At 70.9% G+C, this 17,827-nt stretch carries 17 protein-coding genes and 1 tRNA gene; 12 read left to right on the top strand and 6 right to left on the bottom strand.

Features of this window, described 5'->3' with window-relative positions; translation table 11 throughout:
• Positions 1-46: 46 nt before the first annotated feature.
• From AB0J06_RS06000 to AB0J06_RS05980, 5 genes are all read left to right on the top strand, one after another.
• A complete protein-coding gene (locus AB0J06_RS06000; RefSeq protein WP_357425383.1) occupies positions 47-559 on the top strand; it encodes a hypothetical protein in 513 nt (170 codons plus the stop codon).
• A 127-nt stretch (positions 560-686) separates the two neighbouring features.
• Complete coding sequence (locus AB0J06_RS05995) at positions 687-1,382, top strand: response regulator transcription factor (RefSeq protein ID WP_357425132.1); 696 nt, start codon at positions 687-689, stop codon at positions 1,380-1,382.
• Positions 1,375-2,814, top strand: a complete 1,440-nt coding sequence (locus tag AB0J06_RS05990; protein WP_357425130.1) for a HAMP domain-containing sensor histidine kinase — start codon at positions 1,375-1,377, stop codon at positions 2,812-2,814. The genes AB0J06_RS05995 and AB0J06_RS05990 overlap by 8 nt, the downstream gene beginning before the upstream one ends.
• An 89-nt stretch (positions 2,815-2,903) precedes the next feature.
• Positions 2,904-3,491: a hypothetical protein gene (locus AB0J06_RS05985; protein ID WP_357425128.1), complete on the top strand. Its 588-nt coding sequence runs from the start codon at positions 2,904-2,906 to the stop codon at positions 3,489-3,491.
• A gap of 209 nt (positions 3,492-3,700) precedes the next feature.
• Complete coding sequence (locus AB0J06_RS05980) at positions 3,701-4,408, top strand: glycosyltransferase family 2 protein (RefSeq protein ID WP_357425126.1); 708 nt, start codon at positions 3,701-3,703, stop codon at positions 4,406-4,408.
• Here the strand turns inward: AB0J06_RS05980 and AB0J06_RS05975 are convergent.
• Both AB0J06_RS05975 and AB0J06_RS05970 read right to left on the bottom strand, forming a co-directional pair.
• Complete coding sequence (locus AB0J06_RS05975; protein ID WP_357425124.1) at positions 4,389-5,267, bottom strand: transketolase; 879 nt, start codon at positions 5,265-5,267, stop codon at positions 4,389-4,391. The two genes, AB0J06_RS05980 and AB0J06_RS05975, sit on opposite strands and share 20 nt — an antisense overlap.
• 2 nt (positions 5,268-5,269) lie before the next feature.
• Positions 5,270-5,965 (bottom strand): transketolase, encoded by a 696-nt coding sequence (locus AB0J06_RS05970; RefSeq protein WP_357425122.1) that lies wholly within the window; start codon positions 5,963-5,965, stop codon positions 5,270-5,272.
• 46 nt (positions 5,966-6,011) lie between these two features.
• Here AB0J06_RS05970 and soxR point away from each other — a divergent pair, with 46 nt between their 5' ends.
• Positions 6,012-6,479 (top strand): redox-sensitive transcriptional activator SoxR, encoded by a 468-nt coding sequence (gene soxR, locus AB0J06_RS05965; protein WP_357425120.1) that lies wholly within the window; start codon positions 6,012-6,014, stop codon positions 6,477-6,479.
• On the opposite strand, the gene AB0J06_RS05960 is transcribed toward soxR, so the two are convergent.
• The gene (locus AB0J06_RS05960; RefSeq protein WP_357425118.1) at positions 6,480-7,451 is read right to left on the bottom strand and encodes an NAD(P)H-quinone oxidoreductase; all 972 of its coding nucleotides are present in this window, start codon (positions 7,449-7,451) and stop codon (positions 6,480-6,482) included.
• 120 nt (positions 7,452-7,571) lie between these two features.
• Here AB0J06_RS05960 and AB0J06_RS05955 point away from each other — a divergent pair.
• From AB0J06_RS05955 to AB0J06_RS05945, 3 genes are all read left to right on the top strand, one after another.
• Positions 7,572-7,661: transfer RNA gene (locus tag AB0J06_RS05955), tRNA-Ser, on the top strand.
• 65 nt (positions 7,662-7,726) lie between these two features.
• Entirely contained in the window at positions 7,727-8,260 is a 534-nt protein-coding gene (locus tag AB0J06_RS05950) for a YbhB/YbcL family Raf kinase inhibitor-like protein (RefSeq protein WP_357425116.1), read from the top strand.
• Positions 8,261-8,560: 300 nt separating this feature from the next.
• A complete protein-coding gene (locus AB0J06_RS05945; RefSeq protein WP_357425114.1) occupies positions 8,561-10,513 on the top strand; it encodes a hypothetical protein in 1,953 nt (650 codons plus the stop codon).
• A 48-nt stretch (positions 10,514-10,561) separates the two neighbouring features.
• On the opposite strand, the gene AB0J06_RS05940 is transcribed toward AB0J06_RS05945, so the two are convergent.
• A complete protein-coding gene (locus AB0J06_RS05940; RefSeq protein WP_357425381.1) occupies positions 10,562-11,284 on the bottom strand; it encodes an IucA/IucC family C-terminal-domain containing protein in 723 nt (240 codons plus the stop codon).
• Between the two features lie 516 nt (positions 11,285-11,800).
• Between AB0J06_RS05940 and AB0J06_RS05935 the strand changes: the two genes are divergently transcribed.
• The gene (locus tag AB0J06_RS05935) at positions 11,801-13,333 is read left to right on the top strand and encodes a peptide deformylase (protein ID WP_357425112.1); all 1,533 of its coding nucleotides are present in this window, start codon (positions 11,801-11,803) and stop codon (positions 13,331-13,333) included.
• Positions 13,334-13,448: 115 nt separating this feature from the next.
• On the opposite strand, the gene AB0J06_RS05930 is transcribed toward AB0J06_RS05935, so the two are convergent.
• Positions 13,449-14,564, bottom strand: a complete 1,116-nt coding sequence (locus AB0J06_RS05930) for a globin domain-containing protein (RefSeq protein ID WP_357425110.1) — start codon at positions 14,562-14,564, stop codon at positions 13,449-13,451.
• A 261-nt stretch (positions 14,565-14,825) separates the two neighbouring features.
• Here AB0J06_RS05930 and AB0J06_RS05925 point away from each other — a divergent pair, with 261 nt between their 5' ends.
• Together AB0J06_RS05925 and AB0J06_RS05920 are read left to right on the top strand one after the other, a co-directional pair.
• Positions 14,826-15,458, top strand: coding sequence for a pyridoxamine 5'-phosphate oxidase family protein (locus AB0J06_RS05925; protein ID WP_357425108.1), 633 nt, complete (start codon positions 14,826-14,828; stop codon positions 15,456-15,458).
• 21 nt (positions 15,459-15,479) lie between these two features.
• Positions 15,480-16,250: a CPBP family intramembrane glutamic endopeptidase gene (locus tag AB0J06_RS05920; protein WP_357425106.1), complete on the top strand. Its 771-nt coding sequence runs from the start codon at positions 15,480-15,482 to the stop codon at positions 16,248-16,250.
• Here AB0J06_RS05920 and AB0J06_RS05915 read toward each other — a convergent pair.
• Complete coding sequence (locus AB0J06_RS05915; RefSeq protein WP_357425104.1) at positions 16,237-17,406, bottom strand: hypothetical protein; 1,170 nt, start codon at positions 17,404-17,406, stop codon at positions 16,237-16,239. The genes AB0J06_RS05920 and AB0J06_RS05915 overlap by 14 nt on opposite strands.
• Positions 17,407-17,827: the final 421 nt, after the last annotated feature.

Here is a 17,827-nt window from a genome sequence, read left to right as displayed (position 1 = left end):
CGCCGCTTCACCGCGTCATCTCCTGGTGACGCGTCGTTACATGGGCATGGACGTGTTTTCACGAACGTTCCTGCCCGCCGCCGCTGAAGCCGGGGTGGCGATCCCGTCCGTCAGCCGTCACATGCCCGTGTTCCGGCGCTGTGTCGAGTCCGACGACGTGACCGTCCTCGTCACCCGTTGTCTGCGGCCCGATGGTCCAATGCAGGGAGAGTTCCTGCTCCTGCTGACCTACCGTCGGCTGGTCGTGACCCAGGAGACCCGGGTCCTGCACCGACTCCGCCTGCATCTCAACGCCGAACTGCGGCACCTGAGCAACGTGACCTGGAACGCCGATCCACGGATCGGCACCGTCGAACTCGCGGCGACCGCCATCGACGGCGTGCGCGAGCATTTCCACATGAAGGTCAGCCACCCGAAGCAGGTGTGGCATTTCGACGCCCTGCTCACGCATGCGTTCCGGCCCCGCGTCCCGGGCCGGCAGGCCGCGGCGCCCGTCGCGCCCGTGCCGGCGGCAACCGCGCAGCCGACGCGGGAGTTCAGCACCGCCGTCGCCTACTGACGGCGCACCGCGCCGCGCCCACCGCCGCACCGCCCCGGCGGACCGGTCCGCGGGCTTGCGTGGCCCGTACACAACCCGAACACACCGGTGACATCGGACGGCCGACGGATCGGCCATCATGGGCCGCATGACCACGGAGCAGCAGCAACGGGGCCTGGTCCTGGTCGTTGAGGACGAACGGTCCATTGCCGACCTGGTACGGATGTATCTGGCCCGCGACGGGTTCGGGGTGCACGTCGAGCACGACGGCGCGGCTGGGCTCGCAGCCGCCCAGCGGTTACGTCCGGTCGCCTGCGTGGTCGACATCGCGCTGCCCGGCATCGCCGGCACCGAGCTGTGCCGTCGACTCCGGGAGAACGGCGACTGGACGCCGGTGATCTTCCTGACCGCCCGCGACGACGAGGTCGACCGGATCGTCGGACTGGAACTCGGCGCCGACGACTACGTCACCAAGCCGTTCAGCCCCCGGGAACTCGTCGCCCGGGTCCGCGCCGTGCTGCGGCGCACCGCCGGCCCCCCGCCCGGAACGCAGCCGGCACGGGCCGTCGGCGGGGTGACGCTCGATCCGCTGCGCCGGGCGGTCACCGTCGGCGGCGCCCCGGTCCACCTCACCTCCACCGAGTTCGATCTGCTCGCCCATCTGATGAGCCGGCCGGGACGGGTGTTCACCCGGGAGGAACTGCTCGCCAGCGTGTGGGGCTACGCCTCGCACAGCGGCACCCGCACAGTCGACGTCCACGTCGCCCAGGTGCGCGGCAAGCTCGGCGCCGCCGCGACGCTCATCCGCACCGTACGCGGCGTCGGGTACGCGTGCGATGAGTGAGGCGCGGGGCGCTCGGAAGGACCTCACGGTCCCGTTGCAGGTGATCCGGGAGCGACGCGTGGCGAGCGGCGGGCCGCTCCGCTTCGGCCGTACCCTGACCGCCCGTGCCGTGCTCGTGGCGTGCGCGGTGGCCCTGGTGTCGGTGCTCGTCACCCTGCTCGTCGCCGTGCCCCTCGCGGCGCGCACCGCGGAGCGTCAGGCGCGGGAGGCGCTCGGCGCGCAGGCCCGGCTCACCGCCGAGCTGCTCCGGTTCCGCCTCGACCGCGGCCGGGCCAACGACGAGGAGCGCCTGATCCGGCAACTGCGCAAGCAGGGCATCGAGGCGTATCTGATCCGGGACGGCACACCCGACCGTCCCGGCCTGCCACCCCAACTCGTCGACCGGGTCGCCGCCGGTCAGCCGGCCTCCGGTGTCCGGCTCGTCGCCGGCACGCCGTCGATCGTCGAGGGACGCCCGTTGACCGGCGGCAGCGGTGTGGTGCTGGCCCGTCCGCGGGCGAGCGGACTGTGGTGGCAGGTCGCCCGGAATCTCTGGCTGCCGCTCCTCGGCGGCCTCACCGCGGGCGTCGTCGCGGGGACGTTGCTCGCCCGCCGACTGGCCCGACCGATCCGCAACGCCGCGACGGCCGCCGCACGGTTGCGGGCCGGCGACCGGAACGTGCGGCTGCCCGTCGAATCACCGGCCGAGGCGGCGGACCTCGCCGACGCCCTCAACGCGCTCGCCGCCGCCCTGGCGACCAGCGAGGGGAGGCAGCGCGAGTTTCTGCTCTCCGTTTCGCACGAACTGCGCACCCCGTTGACCGCGATCCGGGGCTACGCCGAGGCGCTGGCCGACGGGGTGATCGGCCCGGAGGGGACGCCCCGGGCGGCGCAGACGATGCTCGCCGAGGCGGAACACCTGGACCGGCTCGTCAGCGACCTGCTGGCGCTGGCCCGGCTGGAGGCGGCCGACTTCCCGCTGGAGCCGGCGCGGGTGGACCTGACGCAGTTGGTGGCCGACGCCGCCGAGGCGTGGGGGGCGCGGTGCGCCGCGGTGGGGGTCGTGCTCGGTACCGAGATCGCGGGCGGGCCCGTGCCGGCGTACACCGATCCGGGGCGGACCCGGCAGGTCATCGACGGTTTGCTGGAGAACGCGCTGCGGGTCGTGCCGCCGGGCGCGCCTGTGGTGCTCGCGGTGCGTCCGCCCGGGCCGGACGGGACAGCGGTGATCGAGATCCGGGACGGCGGCCCGGGATTCACCGACGACGACCTGGCGGTGGCGTTCGAGCGGGGCGCGCTGCACCAGCGCTATCAGGGGATACGCAAGGTCGGTAGCGGACTGGGGCTCGCACTCGCCGCCGGGCTGGTCCGGCGGTTGGGGGGTCGGATAGCGGCGGACCACTCTCCGGAGGGGGGCGCCCGGTTCACCGTCTCGCTCCCGTCCGCCCCGTGAACCGGCTCTTACCTGATCCGTACACGGGGCTGACCGGGTGCTCGTGCGGCGGCGGGAGGCTGGGCGCACACCCGACGAGAGGGAGATCGATGAGACGTTTCGGAGTCGTCACGACGACGGCGCTGCTCGCGGCGGTGGGCGCGCTGGGACTGACCGGTTGCGGTGCGGCGGGAGGGCCGGCGCGGCTGGCGGAGGATTCGATCGAGGTGGTCGCGGCGATGGGCGCCGAGGGCCAGGCGCTGGCGGCGATGGGGTTCGACGCGAACGACATCTCGCCCGATCAGTCCGTCGCCACCGAGCCGGTCGCCGCGCCCGCCGGGTCCGCCAGCGCCGAGCCGGCCAACGAGCAGAAGGGGGAGCGGAAGCGCCACCGCGCGCGTGTCCTCCTGCGGAAGAACACGCTGCACGGCGAGGCCGTCGTGCAGACCAAGGACGGGTCGAAGACGGTGGCCGTCCAGCGCGGCACGGTGACGGCGATCGACGGCAGCACGATGACCGTCAAGTCCTCGGACGGCTTCACCATCACCTGGACCTTCGGCGACAACCTCCGCGTGGTGGAGCATCGGGTCGCGGTGAAACCCGATCAGGTAAAGGCCGGCACCGTGGTCGGCGTCGCGGGGACCAAGGACGGCGACAAGACCAGTGCCCGTCTGATCGTCATTCCGAAGAAGAAGTAACCGGCCGAACGTCGTCCGGCTCGACCTGCGCCGGGCCGGACGGCCTTCGCTGCTGACGACCACCCCGGCGTTGCATCCGCGCATGGCTGCGGGGGCTGCGCCCGCCGCCGGAACGTCGGGGGAAGGCGTCCGATCGGTGGTCGGGCGAATGGGCCGCGGCTCACCAGGCTACGCTAGAGCTGATTTGTCGTCAGCCCGTGGAGATTCCCGTGAAGCTCTCGATCCTCATGCCGGTCTACAACGAGGAAGAACGCATCGCGGATGCCCTCAAGCAGGCGCTGGCGGTCGACTACCCGTGCGAGATCGAACTGCTGGTCGTCGACGACGGCAGCCGCGACGGCACCAGCGAGGTCCTCGGTCGCACCGATGACGCCCGGGTGCGCGTGATCACGCACCCGCGCAACGCCGGCAAGGGCGCGGCGATCAAGACCGCCGTCGACAGTGCCGACGGCGAATACATGGTCATCCTCGACGCCGACCTCGAGTACGACCCGCAGGACATCCCGAAGCTGCTCGACCCGGTTCTCGACGGGCGGGCCACCGTCGTCTACGGCAACCGCACCTTCGGCAGCCACAGCGCCTACAGCTTCTGGTACGTCATGGGCAACAAGGGCGTCACGATGGCCGCCAACGTGCTGTTCAACTCCTACATCGGCGATCTGGAGACCTGCTTCAAGTTGATGCCGGTCGCCCTCTACCGCTCGCTGGAGATCCACTCACGCGGTTTCGGCATGGAAGCCGAGGTCACCGGCAAGCTGCTGCGGCGCAAGATCCGCCCCTACGAGGTGCCGATCAGCTACCGCGCGCGGGGTCGCGAAGAGGGCAAGAAGATCACCTGGAAGGACGGCGTCGAGGCGCTGTGGATCCTGGGCCGCGAGCGCGCCCGACGCCGCACGGTCACCCCAGGAAACCGCTGATCGACCGCCGCAGACCGGTGGCGTCCAGCCCGTGCCACCGGTCGTGGTCTGCCGGCGTTCCGTAACGGTGCAGGTCGGTGCGGCCCACGCCGAGGCTCAGCAGCCGGTGCGGCCGGTCCGCCAACGCCTCCGTGATGACGTGGCTCGACGTGCCGGCCAGGTACGGCTCGACGAGGATCACGTCCTGTCCGGCGAGCGCGCGCAGGCCGACGACGTCCAACGGTCGGGGCGTGTGCGTGTACGCGACCGTCACATCCAGCCCCTCGACCGCCTCGAGCAGCGGATCGAGCAGTGGCCCGACCACCACCACGAGCGGCCCGCCGATCCGGCCCTGCCGCAGCACCCGGAGCGTCCCGTCCCCGATGTGCGCAACCGCGTTGCGTGCGGTCGTCAGCCGCAGGTAGACCGGTTCGTCGTGCCCCGCCGCGGCGCGCAGCAGCGGCGCCACCTCCGCCGGATGCCCGGGCACATGCACCGTCCAGCCGCTCAGTGTGTCGAAGAGCGCCACGTCCCCCGGTGACATGTGCGTGCGTCCCATCTGCGATCCGTCGTACGAGGCGCCGACGCTGACCAGCACCGCACCCACGCCCTGGTGATTGAGATCCAGCTTGATCTGCTCGTACGCCCGGTCGACGGTGAACGGCGCGTAGGAGTGCACGATCGGCCGGAGCCCGGTCAGCGCCAGCCCGCCGGCGACGCCGAGCATCAGTTGCTCGCGGATGCCGACGTTGAGCACCCGGTCCGGATGCCGCCGGGCGGCCGTGTCGAAGCTCGCGGCCGAGATGTCGGCGAGGACGAGCGCCGTGCGCGGGTCCTCATCCAGCAGCGTCGCCGCGGTGTCGATGAACGTGTCGCGCATGGTCACTCCTTGGGGGCGACGACCGCGACGACGACGTGCGGCCGGTGGTTGTCGTGCGCGGTCAGTGCGGCTTCGATGGCGTCGTGGTCGCGGCCGTCGACGGTGCGGGCGCTCCATCCGTTGACCGTGAAGCGGCTGGCGATGCCGCCCGGCCAGCCGTGGGTGGCGGATCGGTTGTCGATGACGATCGCGGTGAGGCTCCCCAGCCCGGTGGCCCCGGCGTACGCGACCGCCTCGTGGTTGGAGCCCTCGTCGAGTTCGGCGTCGCCGAGCAGGACGTACACGCGGGGGTCGGTCAGGTCCTGGGCCCGCAGCCCGAGGACCGTGCCGACGCCGAGTCCGAGGCCGTGGCCGAGCGACCCGGAGCCGATCTCGACGCCGGGCACGAGTAGCCGGTCGGGGTGGTGGCCGAGGCGGCTCTGCGGTCCGGCGAGGTCGTCGAGCCAGGTCTGCGGGATGAAGCCCTTGGCGGCGAGGACCGCGTAGTAGGCGGCCGGCCCGTGACCCTTGGAGAGCAGGAACCGGTCCCGCTCCGGGTCATCGGTGCGATCGGGCGCGACCCGCAGGATCCGGTCGTAGAGCACCCAGAGGACGTCGAGGGTGGAGTGCGCGCTCGGACCGTGTTTCTCGTCGCCGGTGATCCGGCGCAGCAACGGACCGAGCGCGGCGGCGCTGTCGGTGGCTGTCGTGACGCTCATGCGGATAGCCTGCAAGTTAAAGCGCACTTCAGATCAAGGCGACGTGATGCATGAATCTCTGACCATCGGCGATTTGGCCGCCCGCTCCGGGGTGGCCCCCTCCGCACTGCGCTACTACGAGCGGCTCGGACTCATCCGTGCCGGGCGCACGACCGGCAACCAGCGCCGCTACGAGCGGTCGGAGCTGCGCCGGGTGTCGTTCATCCGGATCGCGCAGCAGGTCGGGGTCTCGCTGGAGGAGATCCGCGAGGCGCTCGACTCGCTGCCGGAGTCGCGTACGCCGAGCAAGGGCGACTGGGCGCAACTGTCGGCGCGGTGGCGCTCGCGGCTGGACGAGAAGATCGGTCTCCTCACCCGGCTCCGCGACGACCTGACCGGTTGCATCGGCTGCGGCTGCCTGTCACTGCAGCGGTGCAGCCTCTACAACCCGGCCGATGCCCTGGCCGCGGAGGGGGCCGGCCCCCGCATCCTGCTCCGGGCCCCGGCCCCCGTCCCCGCTCGCACCGAGAGCTGATCACGCGGTGGTGAGGAGCACCTTGCCGAGGTGGTCGCTGGACTCGACGATCCGGTGGGCCTCGGCGGCCTGCGCCATCGGCACCCGACGGTCGACGATCGGGCGGACCGTTCCCGCGCCGACGAGCGGCCAGACCAGCTGGTGCACCCCGCGTACGATTTCCGCCTTCTCCTCGACGGGGCGCGCGCGCAGGGTGGTCGCGTGCACCGACCCCCGCTTGGCCATCAGCGCGCCGAGGTTGAACTCGGCCTTGCGCCCGCCCTGGAAACCGATGATGGCCAGTCGTCCGCCGACGGCCAGGGCGTCGATGTTGCGACCGAGGTAGGCGCCGCCGATGATGTCGAGGATGACGTCCGCGCCGCCGGCGATCCGGTTCGTCTCCGCGACGAAGTCCGTGCTCGTGTAGTCGATGGTGTGGTGCGCGCCCAGCTCGCGGAGCCGATCGTGCTTGCCGGCGCGCGCGGTGGTGATCACCGTGGCGCCGAGCGCGGCGGCGAACTGGATGGCGAACGTGCCGATCCCGCTGCCCCCACCGTGCACGAGCAGGGTCTCCCCCTTACTCAGCCCGGCGAGCTGCACGACGTTGGACCACACCGTGCAGGCCACCTCGGGCAGCGCTGCGGCATCGGCGAGACTCACCCCGGCGGGGACCGGCAACAGCTGCCCCGCCGGGACGGCCACCTTCTCGGCGTAGCCGCCGCCGGCCAGCAGCGCGCAGACCTCGTCACCCACCCGGTGGTCGACCACATCGGGGCCGACCGCGCTGATCACCCCGGAGCATTCCAGACCCGGGTACGCGGGCGCGCCGGGCGGTGGCGGATAGTGCCCCTGCCGCTGCAGGAGGTCGGCGCGGTTGACGGCGGAGGCGGTGACGTCGATGACCACCTCGCCCGGGCCGGGTCGCGGGTCTGGCACCTGCGCCCAGACCAACGCGTCGGGTCCACCGGGCTCCGGGATGGTGATGGCATGCATGACTGCGGCTTACCCCTCTCGCCCACCGGGCACTCCGTGACGCGCCGCCGGTGCGGGCGCGCGGCCATGGCAGACTATGCACGGCGGCGGATGCCCGGTGGCGGGGGTCCGTGGCTGCCAGGAGGGCTCGCCTAGTGGCCGATGGCGCTGGTCTTGAAAACCGGTAGGGCGGTAACCCCGTCCTCGTGGGTTCGAATCCCACGCCCTCCGCGGTTACCCGCACGCGCGTCGGGGGAGATAAGCCGCTGCACGTCCGTTTACGGAAGGATTGCAGCATGAGTCTTGAGCGTCCCATCGCCCCCGATCCGTACGATCTACTCCCGCCTGTCCCGTCGTTCGAGCTGACCAGCGAGGACGTCCAGGACGGGCAGCCGATGGATGCCGTGTTCGCGCACGACAGCGTCGGCGGCGACAACGTCTCACCACAGCTCGCCTGGTCGGGTTTCCCGTCGGAGACCCGTAGTTTCGTGGTCACCTGCTTCGACCCGGACGCGCCGACCGGCAGCGGCTTCTGGCACTGGGTGCTGGTCGATCTGCCGACGTCGGTCACCCAACTGCCCCGTGGCGCCGGCAGCGACGCGAGTGGCGGCGCCTTCTCCGTGCGCAACGACTACGGTGACCGGGCGTACGGCGGAGCGGCGCCGCCGCCGGGCGACCGTCCGCACCGGTACGTCTTCGCCGTGCATGCCCTCGACGTGGACGAACTTGCCGTGACGCCCGAGGCGAGCCCCGCCTACGTGGGCTTCAACCTGGCCTTCCATACGCTGGCGCGCGCGACGTTGCGCCCGACGTACCAGGTCAAGGACTGACGCACGGCCCTCGCGGTCCCCGGTGCCCCTGCGGTGCCGGGGACCTGCCGTATCCGGCGGACGTGAGGATGTCTCGCAACTCTAGCGCGACCGGCTCGTCAAATGTGGCCATTAGCCCAGACTTTTGCTGTTTTTTCGTAAGCCCCTGATAAGTCGGCTAACTGCCAATTTGATCAAGAATCTGGAAGGCATCATGTGTGCTGACCTACCGATTCGCCGGGGTAGCGCGCTGTTCCGTCATCCAGTACCGCGCTCCCTCCTGCGCATGATCTCCGGAGGCGATAGCGATATGGGCACCAGATGCTCGGTGAGGCTGCGCTCGTTATGACGACCCCGAACCTGGGCGGATCGCCCGGCATCGACACAGAGGATCAGGCGCTGGAGACGGTGACGACATCAGGGGATGGCGCGAAGCCGCTGAAGATCATCGTCAAGGCTCTCGGCGGTCGGCAGCAGCAGGTTCCGGAGCGCCCCCGGGCGCAGGCGGCACCCGAACCGGATACGCGGCCGCGCCGACGGTGGCCGCAGGACGTCGCCGCGGTCTCGACCTTCGTCGTCCTCGCGTTCTGGGTCACCGCCCGGATCTGGCGTCACCCGTCGCACGGTGTCCGGGACAACCGGATGGACCAGGCATTCTTCGAATGGATGCTGGCCCATGGCGCGCGCGTCGTCACCGATTTCTCCTATCCATTTGTTTCCAAACAGATGAACGTGCCCGACGGCGTGAATATGATGGCGAACACCTCGGTGCTGGGCATTTCTCTGCCGATGACGCCGGTGACGCTTCTTTTCGGTCCGCACGTGTCCTTCAATGTGTTTCTCACCGGAGCCCTGATCGCGACCGCGGTGTCCTGGTATTTCGTGCTGTCCCGGTTCATCGTCCGGTCCCGGGTGGCCGCCTGGATCGGGGCGGTCTTCTGCGGGTTCGCGCCGAGTATGGTGTCGCACGCGACCGGACACCCCAACATCGTGTCGCAGTTCCTCGTCCCAGTGATCATCTGGCGTACGTTCGCGCTCCGCGAGCACGGTCGCTGGCTCCGTAACGGATTGCTGCTCGCGCTTCCGATCGTCTGGCAGGCGTTCATCAACCTCGAGATCCTGCTCCTGACCGCCGTCGGGCTCGGCCTCTTTCTCGGCACCCTCGTCCTGCTCCGACCCGAACTGCGCAAGGACCTCCGGCCGTTCGTGGCCGGGCTCGTCGTCGCGGCGGCGGTCGCCGGCACGCTGCTGGCCTACCCGATCTACGTGCAGTTCTTCGGTCCGCAGGCCTATCACGGCCTGCCGCCCGACATCCGCCGGTACGGCGCCGACCTCGCCTCGTTCGTGGCGTTCTCGCGGGAGTCGATCGGCGGCAGCCCCCGCTCCGCGGCCGGGCTGGCGCAGAATCCGACCGAGGAGAATGCCTTCTTCGGCTGGTCACTGGTCATCCTCACCGGTGCGATCGTGCTGTGGCTGCGGCGTACCCCCGCGGTGCTCGCCCTGGCCGTGGTCGGCCTGGTCTTCGCGGTGTTCTCGCTCGGCCCGGAGATCCGGTTCGACGGTCAGAAGACCGGGATCCCGTCCGCGTGGCGGCTCATGCTGAACGTGCCGGTGCTCAATTCGGCGGTGCCGACCCGATGGGCGCTGGCGATCGCGCCCGTGGTGGGTCTCCTGCTCGCCCTCGCATGGGAGCAGACCCGTTCGCTCGCCCGGCGCAATCCCAACGTCTCGGGGCAGATCCGGTTCGCGACGGCCGCCGGGCTCGCCATGGCGCTGGTGCCGATCGCGCCGACCGCGCTGCCGAGCGTGAAGCTGCCGAAGACCCCGGACTTCATCACGGCCGGCACGTGGAAGCAGTACGTCGGAGAGGGCGAGACGGTCTGCCCGCTGCCGATGCCGTCGCTCGCCTACTCGGATCCGCTGCGCTGGTCGGCGCAGACCGGCCTGGACATGCCGATCCCGCGCGGCTATTTCCTCGGCCCGCGCCGCGATCCGAAGAAGCCGAACGACCGGACCGCGCTCTTCACCGCGCCGGCCCGTCCGACCTCCACCGTCTTCGCCTCGATCCAGCGCTCCGGACAGATCCCGATTGTCACCCAAGGGCTGCGGGCCCAGGCGCGCGAGGATCTGCGCTACTGGCGCTCCGCGGTCGTCATCCTGGCGCCACAGAAGCACTCCGAGGTGCACCGGCGGACGATGACGGAGCTCATCGGGATCCAGCCCACGTGGATCGGCGGCGTGTGGGTCTGGGACGTGCGGCCGCTGGTGCGATGAACCGAGCGCAGGGCGGCAGTCGGGTCAGGCGACCCGGCTGCCGCGGCGTCAGGACGGGCGGATGCAGCAGCCCGAGCAGACCTTCGGCTCGGGAAGCGTGAACGCGAGGCAGCACGTCTTGCGCTGCACGGTCAGCTCGCCGGTCGGGCCGGGCACGAGCTCGATCAGGTCGTCGACCTCGAGGGCGGTGAGCAGCGCACCGATGTTCTGCAGGGTGCGACCGGGCAGCACATCGGCGGCGCGCAGCACGCCGTACGCGACCCCGGACGCCAGCGAGCCGAGCAGCGTGCGCGCCCCGAGCCGGACCTGGTCCTGGATCGCGTCGAGCAGCGGGGCGAGGTGCCCGTCGAGCATCGAGGCGCGCAGAACCCGCAGCAGTTCGGCCTCGTCGGCGACGACGCGGACCTCCGGCAGCCCGGAGAGGGCCAGCGGGTCGGTGGGGAGCACCGCGACGGTGGTGGAGCGGCGCAGGCCGAGCGTGAGCAGCGGACGATGGTCGTCGAAGTGGACCATGACGTCGGACGCGTTCAGCAGCGGCACCCGCCGGGCGGACGCCCAGCCGAGCACACCGGGCAGCGCCAGCCAGTAGGTGTAGGACTTCCAGGCCAGCGCGGCGGCCGCGTGGGGTGAGGCCTGCCACCGGTGCTTGGCGGCGTCGAGCAACTCCGGGAGCCGGGTGCCGTCGACGAGCCGCGTGGCGGGGATCCAGCCGTATTCGTCGTCCACCAGCAGCCCCGGCGCGAGGCCGGGCAGATCGTCCGTGCCGAACATGGCGCGCAGGGTCGCCGTGACCGGCGCGAGTGGCGCGGCCGTGTGCGCGGGGTTGATCAGGGCGGTCACGCGCGCACGCCGACCGTGGCGGTGGCGTTGGCCGAGGCGGACTGCGCGGCCTGGCCCGGAGAGCGCCGGGCCTGCTTGCGGTTCATCGCTGTCACCTCGACCCATCCTCCTGATGTCGCCCGACCGCCACCTTAGCCTGCTAAGCCTAACCTAACCAGAGGTCGGACGAAAAATCGTTCCCTCTGCCTCTCGATGGTTTGTCCGCAGCTCGGGGGCGTTCTGGCGCTGGATACCCGTGGCCGCCATCGGCTAACCCGGCGCGAAGGCCCGGGGAGGGGACACGGTGGCGATGAGCCGGTGCGTACGAGATGACCTAAAGTATCGGCAACATCGCTGAACGTGGTAAGTCTGTGCGGCTTTGTCAAGGCGTATGTCGGTAACGCGCCACTTCTGCCGCAGCCGATCGGCCGGAAAGCACACTGAGTTTCCCGGCTGAGGGGACATGTCATGACCACGTCGCCCATCGAACGGGCCGCTGACACGTTCGCGGCGGAACTCGCCCAGCGGCGGGTGGAGCGAGGCATGAGCAAGAAGCAGCTCGCCGCCCGAATGGGCTTCGACCCCTCCTACATCAGCCACGTGGAGGGACGCCGGCACCGCCCGACGGAGGACTTCGCGCGCAGGGCGGAGGCAGTGCTCGCCACGGGCGGCGCGATCTGGCAGCGCTTCCGGGAGTACGACCAACTACGCCGGGTCCGGATCGGTCCGCCTCCGCACCGCGACCCGCCCGTTCCCGAGCACTGGTTGCCTCCGGGGACCGGGCTGATCGTGGAGCAGGAGGAGGCATCCCTCTCCTACCAGGACGGCGTCTACCGCTGCGTCGTGCGGCGTTCCCTCTACAACGCCGGCACCGAGCCGGTCACCCGCTATCTGATCAGGGTGGCCGTCGACCGCTACCCACAGGACCCGGAACGCTCCAACCGGCACCACCGCCACCACCCGCTCAGCTTCGCCGAGCTCGACCTGCGCGCCTACTGCGGCGAGCCGGGCGCGCGGGAGCCGATGGAGTGGCGCAAGAAGCACGACCGGGACGCGTTCAAGGAGGTGTGGCTCCTCTTCGAGAACTCCGACGGGCGATTCCCCCTCTACCCCGGTGAACGGGCGCCCATCGAATACTCGTACACGGTCGGACAGGAGAAGTGGGGACAGTGGTTCCAGCGGGCGATCCGGGTGCCCACCCGGCAGATGACCGTGCGGCTGGACTTCCCGCTCACCCTCGATCCGCAGGTGTGGGGGGTGGAGACGTCGCTGTCGTCCGAGGAGGCGCCGCTGCGCACGCCGCTGGCCCGGTACGACAAGAACGGGCGCGCCGTCTTCGAATGGTTCACCGAGGCGCCGCCGCTCAACGCCCGTTACCGGCTGGAATGGCGGTTCCGGGCCAGTCCCGACGCGCTGCCGGCATCCACCGCCGCAGCGTCGGGCGGCGCCCGCGCCAGCGATCGGATGCGGTCGGCGGGGATCGTGCAGCGCGGCGCGGAGTTGTTGCGGCAGCCGGCCCGCCAGTTCGATCTCCCGCGCGACGAGCACACCGCGCTCGACGCCGTGGCCCGACTGCGCGACACCCTCGAACGCCTCGACGAGCTGCACCCGTTCAGCAAGGGGGTCGGCCTCGCCGCGCCACAGGTCGGGCTGCCGTGGGCGGCCGCCGTGGTCCGCCCGCCGGACCGTGCGGTCGAGCCGCTCGTCCTGCTCAACCCCCGGATCGTCGATGCCTCGCTGGAGACGGACGAGAAGTACGAGGGCTGCCTATCCTTTTTCGATGTGCGCGGCTTGGTGGTGCGGCCGCTGCGGATCGACGTCGAGCACGCCCGCTGGGACGGTGGCCGGCAGATCACCTCGTTCGAGCAGGCGATGGCGCGGTTGGTGGCTCACGAGATCGACCATCTTCAGGGGCGGCTGTACACCGACCGGATGGCGCCCGGGGAGCCGCTGATCCCGGTCGAGGAGTACCGCGACGCCGGCCACGCGTGGCGGTACTGACCCCCGCCGGCGTCCCTTGCCTTGCCCGCCCTGCTCACCGGAGTGGGGACCCTGGCTGGCGGATAAGCGGGCTTTATCCGCGCGCAAGATCCCCACTTGGCCAATCAGAAGTGGGCTATCCGTCGCCGAAGGTGTCGTACTTGATGCGGATCGACGGGACCTGGAGTTCGGCCAGCGTCCGCAGCGTGGCCTTGACCATCGGCGTCGAGCCGGAGACGAAGAAGTCGTGCTCGTTCCACGGGCCGTACCGCGCCACGACGTCGGAGATGTTGCCCTGCTCGCCGCTGAACCCCGGATCGTCGCTGCACGCCGGCACCACGGTCAGCCACGGGTAGCGCGCCGCCAGCTTGGTCAGCTCATCCAGGTCGTAGAGGTCGTCGCGGTCCTTCGCGCCGTAGAACACATGCACCCAGCGGGTCCGGTTGTAGCGGGTCAGCTCATCGATGATCGCCTTGATCGGGGCGAAGCCGGTGCCGCCCGCCACGCAGACGATGTCGCGGGTGGACTGACGGTCGAGCGTCAACGAGCCCATCGGGGCGGCCAGCCGCAGCAGGTCGCCGGGCTGCACGCGGCGTACCAGCGCGCTCGACACCCAGCCGGCGCCGAGCGCCCGGACGTGGAACTCGAGGACGTTCTCCTCGTTCGGCGCGTTCGCCATCGAGTAGGTCCGCCACAGTCGCGGCTGGTAGCGCGGCACCTCGACGCTCACGTACTGCCCGGCCCGGAAGTCCAGCGGGTGCTGCAGGGGACGGCAGGTGAACACCGCGATGTCGCGGCTGCGCCGCTCGTGGGTGAGGACCTGGGCGTGCCAGAACGGGGGGTTCGGGTCCTCCTCGGCGCCGGCGATCATCTTGCGCGCGATCATGTCGTACGCGTCGATCCACGCCTGGTCGTACTCGATGCTCCACTGCTCGCCGGCGAACGTGCGGAACGCCTCCAGCAGCGCGTCCCGGACCACGTCGTAGTGCTCGGGCGCCACGTGGAACTTGCGATGGTCCCGCCCGAGCGCGCGCAGGTACTCGTCGAACCGCTCCGGGTCGCCGACCGTCTGCACCGCGGTGACGATCGCTCCGAGCAGTCGGGCCCGCTGCACGTCCATCTGCACGGGGAAAAGATCGCGCAGGTGCGGGTTGGACAGGAACATGCGTGCGTAAAAGTAGCCGGCGACCTTGTCTTGTTGTTCCTCGACGAGGGTCCAGCTCTCTTTTAGTAGCCGTGAGAGGTTACCCATTGACGCCCTTTTCGTGACGGCACGCGGCGTCATGCCAGCGTGACTGAGCGGTGATCGGGTTTCGATCCCTGGGTGTGTGGCCATGCCCTGTGCACGCGACTTTAAGAGTGCCGCATCGTGGGTCTGCCACCGTCGCACATGGTGTGCGACATTGTTCCACGTTGCCTGGCGGGTGCCCATGACCTGTGCCAACGTGGGCCACGTGTGGTTATGCCCTGGGCACGTTTAGTGATGGTTGTCACGGTGGAATTCGGAGGATGCATGGAGCGCAGTCAGCTTGTTCACCTGCCGGGCTCGGCGGGTGAACACGTGCTGCAACAGCAGTACGGCACGAACGAGCGAGCTGAGCGCTTCTACGAGCAGCAGGTCCTCGACCACCTGAATCCTCGGATGCGCGAGTTCGTCGGCCGACAGGAGATGATGTTCGTCGCCACGGCCGACGCGCAGGGTGAGTGTGACAACACATTCCGGGCCGGTCCGCCCGGCTTCGTCTACGTCATCAGCGAAAAATGGCTCGCCTGGCCGGAGTACCGGGGCAACGGAGTCATGGCGAGTCTCGGCAACATCAGTGAGAACGCCCATGTCGGACTGCTGTTCGTCGACTTCGTGCGTGACGTCATCGGACTCCACGTCAACGGGCGCGCCAAGATCGTCGAAGATGACGTGATGCGCTCCGACGTGCCGCACCTCCCCATCGACCCCGTGCCGGGGCGCCGTGCCGAACGGTGGGTGCTCGTGCGGGTCGAAGAGGCGTACATCCACTGCTCCAAGCACATCCCCCGACTCACCAAGGCGCCGCAGGGCCGGGCCTGGGGCACCGACGACGCGAAACGCAAGGGCGGGGACTTCTTCGCCGCGAAGGGCACCCCCCGCTCCCGGTCACCGCTCGACTGACCCGTCGGGCAGAGTGGTGCGGTGACCGTCGATCTCGGCAGACCGCTGCCCCGCGCCGCCCTGCGCACCGAGGTGCTCCTGGTCCTCGGGGTGTCCCTCGCGCAGTCGGCGGTCTACGCCACGGTGACGCTGATCGCGCGGCTGACCGCCGCGCGGCCGCTGGCGGAGCAGACCGCGACCCTCAACGCCTCCCAGTCGCCCCGACCGGGGCTGGACCTCACGTACCAACTCCTCGGCATCTTCTTCGCCCTGGTGCCGGTGCTCCTCGCCGTACATCTGCTCAACCGGGACCGCGGCGACGCGCGAGCACTCCTCGGCCTCGATGCCCGACGGCCCGGCTTCGACCTCGCCTGGGGCGCGGCCCTGGCCGGCGGGATCGGGCTTCCGGGACTGGCCCTGTTCTGGCTCGCCGCGCGGCTCGGCATCAACGCCAGCCTGGTGCCGGCCGGTCTGCCCCAGCTGTGGTGGACGGTGCCCGTGCTGGTCCTCGCCGCCGCGCAGAACGCCGTCCTGGAGGAGATCGTGGTCGTCGGTTATCTCATGACCCGACTCCGCGACCTGGGCTGGCGGATCGGCGCCGTGATCGCGGCGAGCGCGTTGCTGCGCGGCTCCTACCACCTGTACCAGGGGTTGGGCGCCTTCGTGGGTAATGCGATCATGGGCGCCGTGTTCGCGCTGTTCTTCCTCCGGACCAAGCGTGTACTGCCCTTGATCGTCGCGCACACGTTGCTGGATGTGGTGGCCTTCGTGGGCTACGCGCTGCTGCCCCGCGACTGGTTCAGCTGGCTCTGACCCGGTAGCGCGCGACAGCCCGCGCCGCGAGCCGCTCGGCCGCGGCCGAGTCGCCCGCCGCCGCCGCGAGCGGCGCGGCGCCCGGCAGCAGCCGGCTGGCCACACGCAGCGCCAGCCACCCGCCGGCCTGCGCGGCGAGCGGCGCCGCCAGCCGCCAGACCGCCTCCGCGGCCCGGTGCAGCGGCGGGTCACCGGCGTGCGGAGCGGCCACGGCCGCCACGAGCGCCGCCCGGGCCACCTCCTCGTCGGGATGCACCTGGGTCAGCACCAGCAGCTCGACGGCGCGGTCCGGATGTGCCGGGTCATGCCCGTAGGCCGCGGCGAGATGCAGCACCAGTCCGGCCTGCGTCCAGGCCACCGCCGCCAGTTCGGCGAGGGGCGCGAGCAGGCCGGCCGTCGCCGAGAGGGCGCCACCCGCACCGGCCAGCCGGATGAACCGCCGGGTGGCGAGCCGGGCGAGTCCGTCGGGGGTCGCCCCCGGGTAGCTCGCGCGGGTCTCCTCGGCCCAGGCGTGGGCGTGCGGCGCGAGGGCGCGGACGGCAGCGAGGGTCAACAGTTCCGGGGCGAAACCGGGATGGGCCAGCAGCCGCCGGGCCGTCGGCGGTGCCGGCACATCCTCGGGTACGCGACGCGCCGGCACGACGGTCGCCGGTGGGGTCTCCGGCGTCGCCGCCCTGCTCGCGGGTGCGGCCTTCTCCGGGACGGCGGCCTTCGGCGGCGCCGCCTTCTTCGCGGGCGTCGCCTTCTTCACACCGGCCGCCTTCTTGGCGGGGGTTGCTGTGTTCCCGGCGGCTCCCCTCGCCACCGGTGCCTTCTCGGCACCGGCCCGTTTGGCGGCAGCCTTCTTCGGCGCGGTCCTCTTCGCCCCGCCCTGGACGGGCTCGGCGACCGGCTCGTTCGCGCCCGAGGGCTCGGGCGGGACGGCCGGTTGCAGGGCGGCCTTCGCGGGTCCGACGGGCTGCCCATCTGGGCGCTCCTCGGCTGGTGGCGGCTGGAAGAGCACCGGTGGCGCTGCCTTCGCGGCGGACGGCCGCCGGGCGGGCGCGTCCTGATCGGCGGGGGTCTCGGACGGCGTGAAAGTGGCCTTCGGGGTGCGCGGCCGTGGCGTCGACTTGGCCGGTCCGCGAGGCGCCTCAGTGGGGGGCTGCTCCTCCATGTTCAGGCAGCCTAGTGGGACGTCGGACTTTTGCCAGGTGAAAAGCGCCCGGGCCGGTGACACGGAAGTGCCACCGGCCCGCTGTGCTGCTTCCCGCGTCAGTTCAACGGCAGGGGCCGAACCCCCCGCCGCCGGGCGCGGGATCGTCGGCCCACAGCTTCACCATGCCGCCCCGGAGACAGGCTTGCCGTCCGTGGCACTGGTGACCATCCCGCTGACCGTGCGGGCGCGGTCGAGCTCCACCGCGCGGTTGCGAGGCCGCCCGGCGAAGCGTGATTCTGCTCACGGACTTGTGGGGGTGGGAGGTCTGAGGAGGCGTACGAGGTCGGGTATGCCCCGCTTCCTGCCTCGGTATGCCATGATCGGCGCCGGGGGGATGGCCGCTTTGCCCTGTGCCGCGGCGGACCTGTATTCTCGGCCA

It is taken from the genome of Micromonospora sp. NPDC049679, from assembly GCF_040659735.1.
GTDB lineage: Bacteria > Actinomycetota > Actinomycetes > Mycobacteriales > Micromonosporaceae > Micromonospora_I.
The sequence above is the reverse complement of the archived record's forward strand: the minus strand, read 5'-3'. Positions and strand labels throughout refer to the sequence as shown.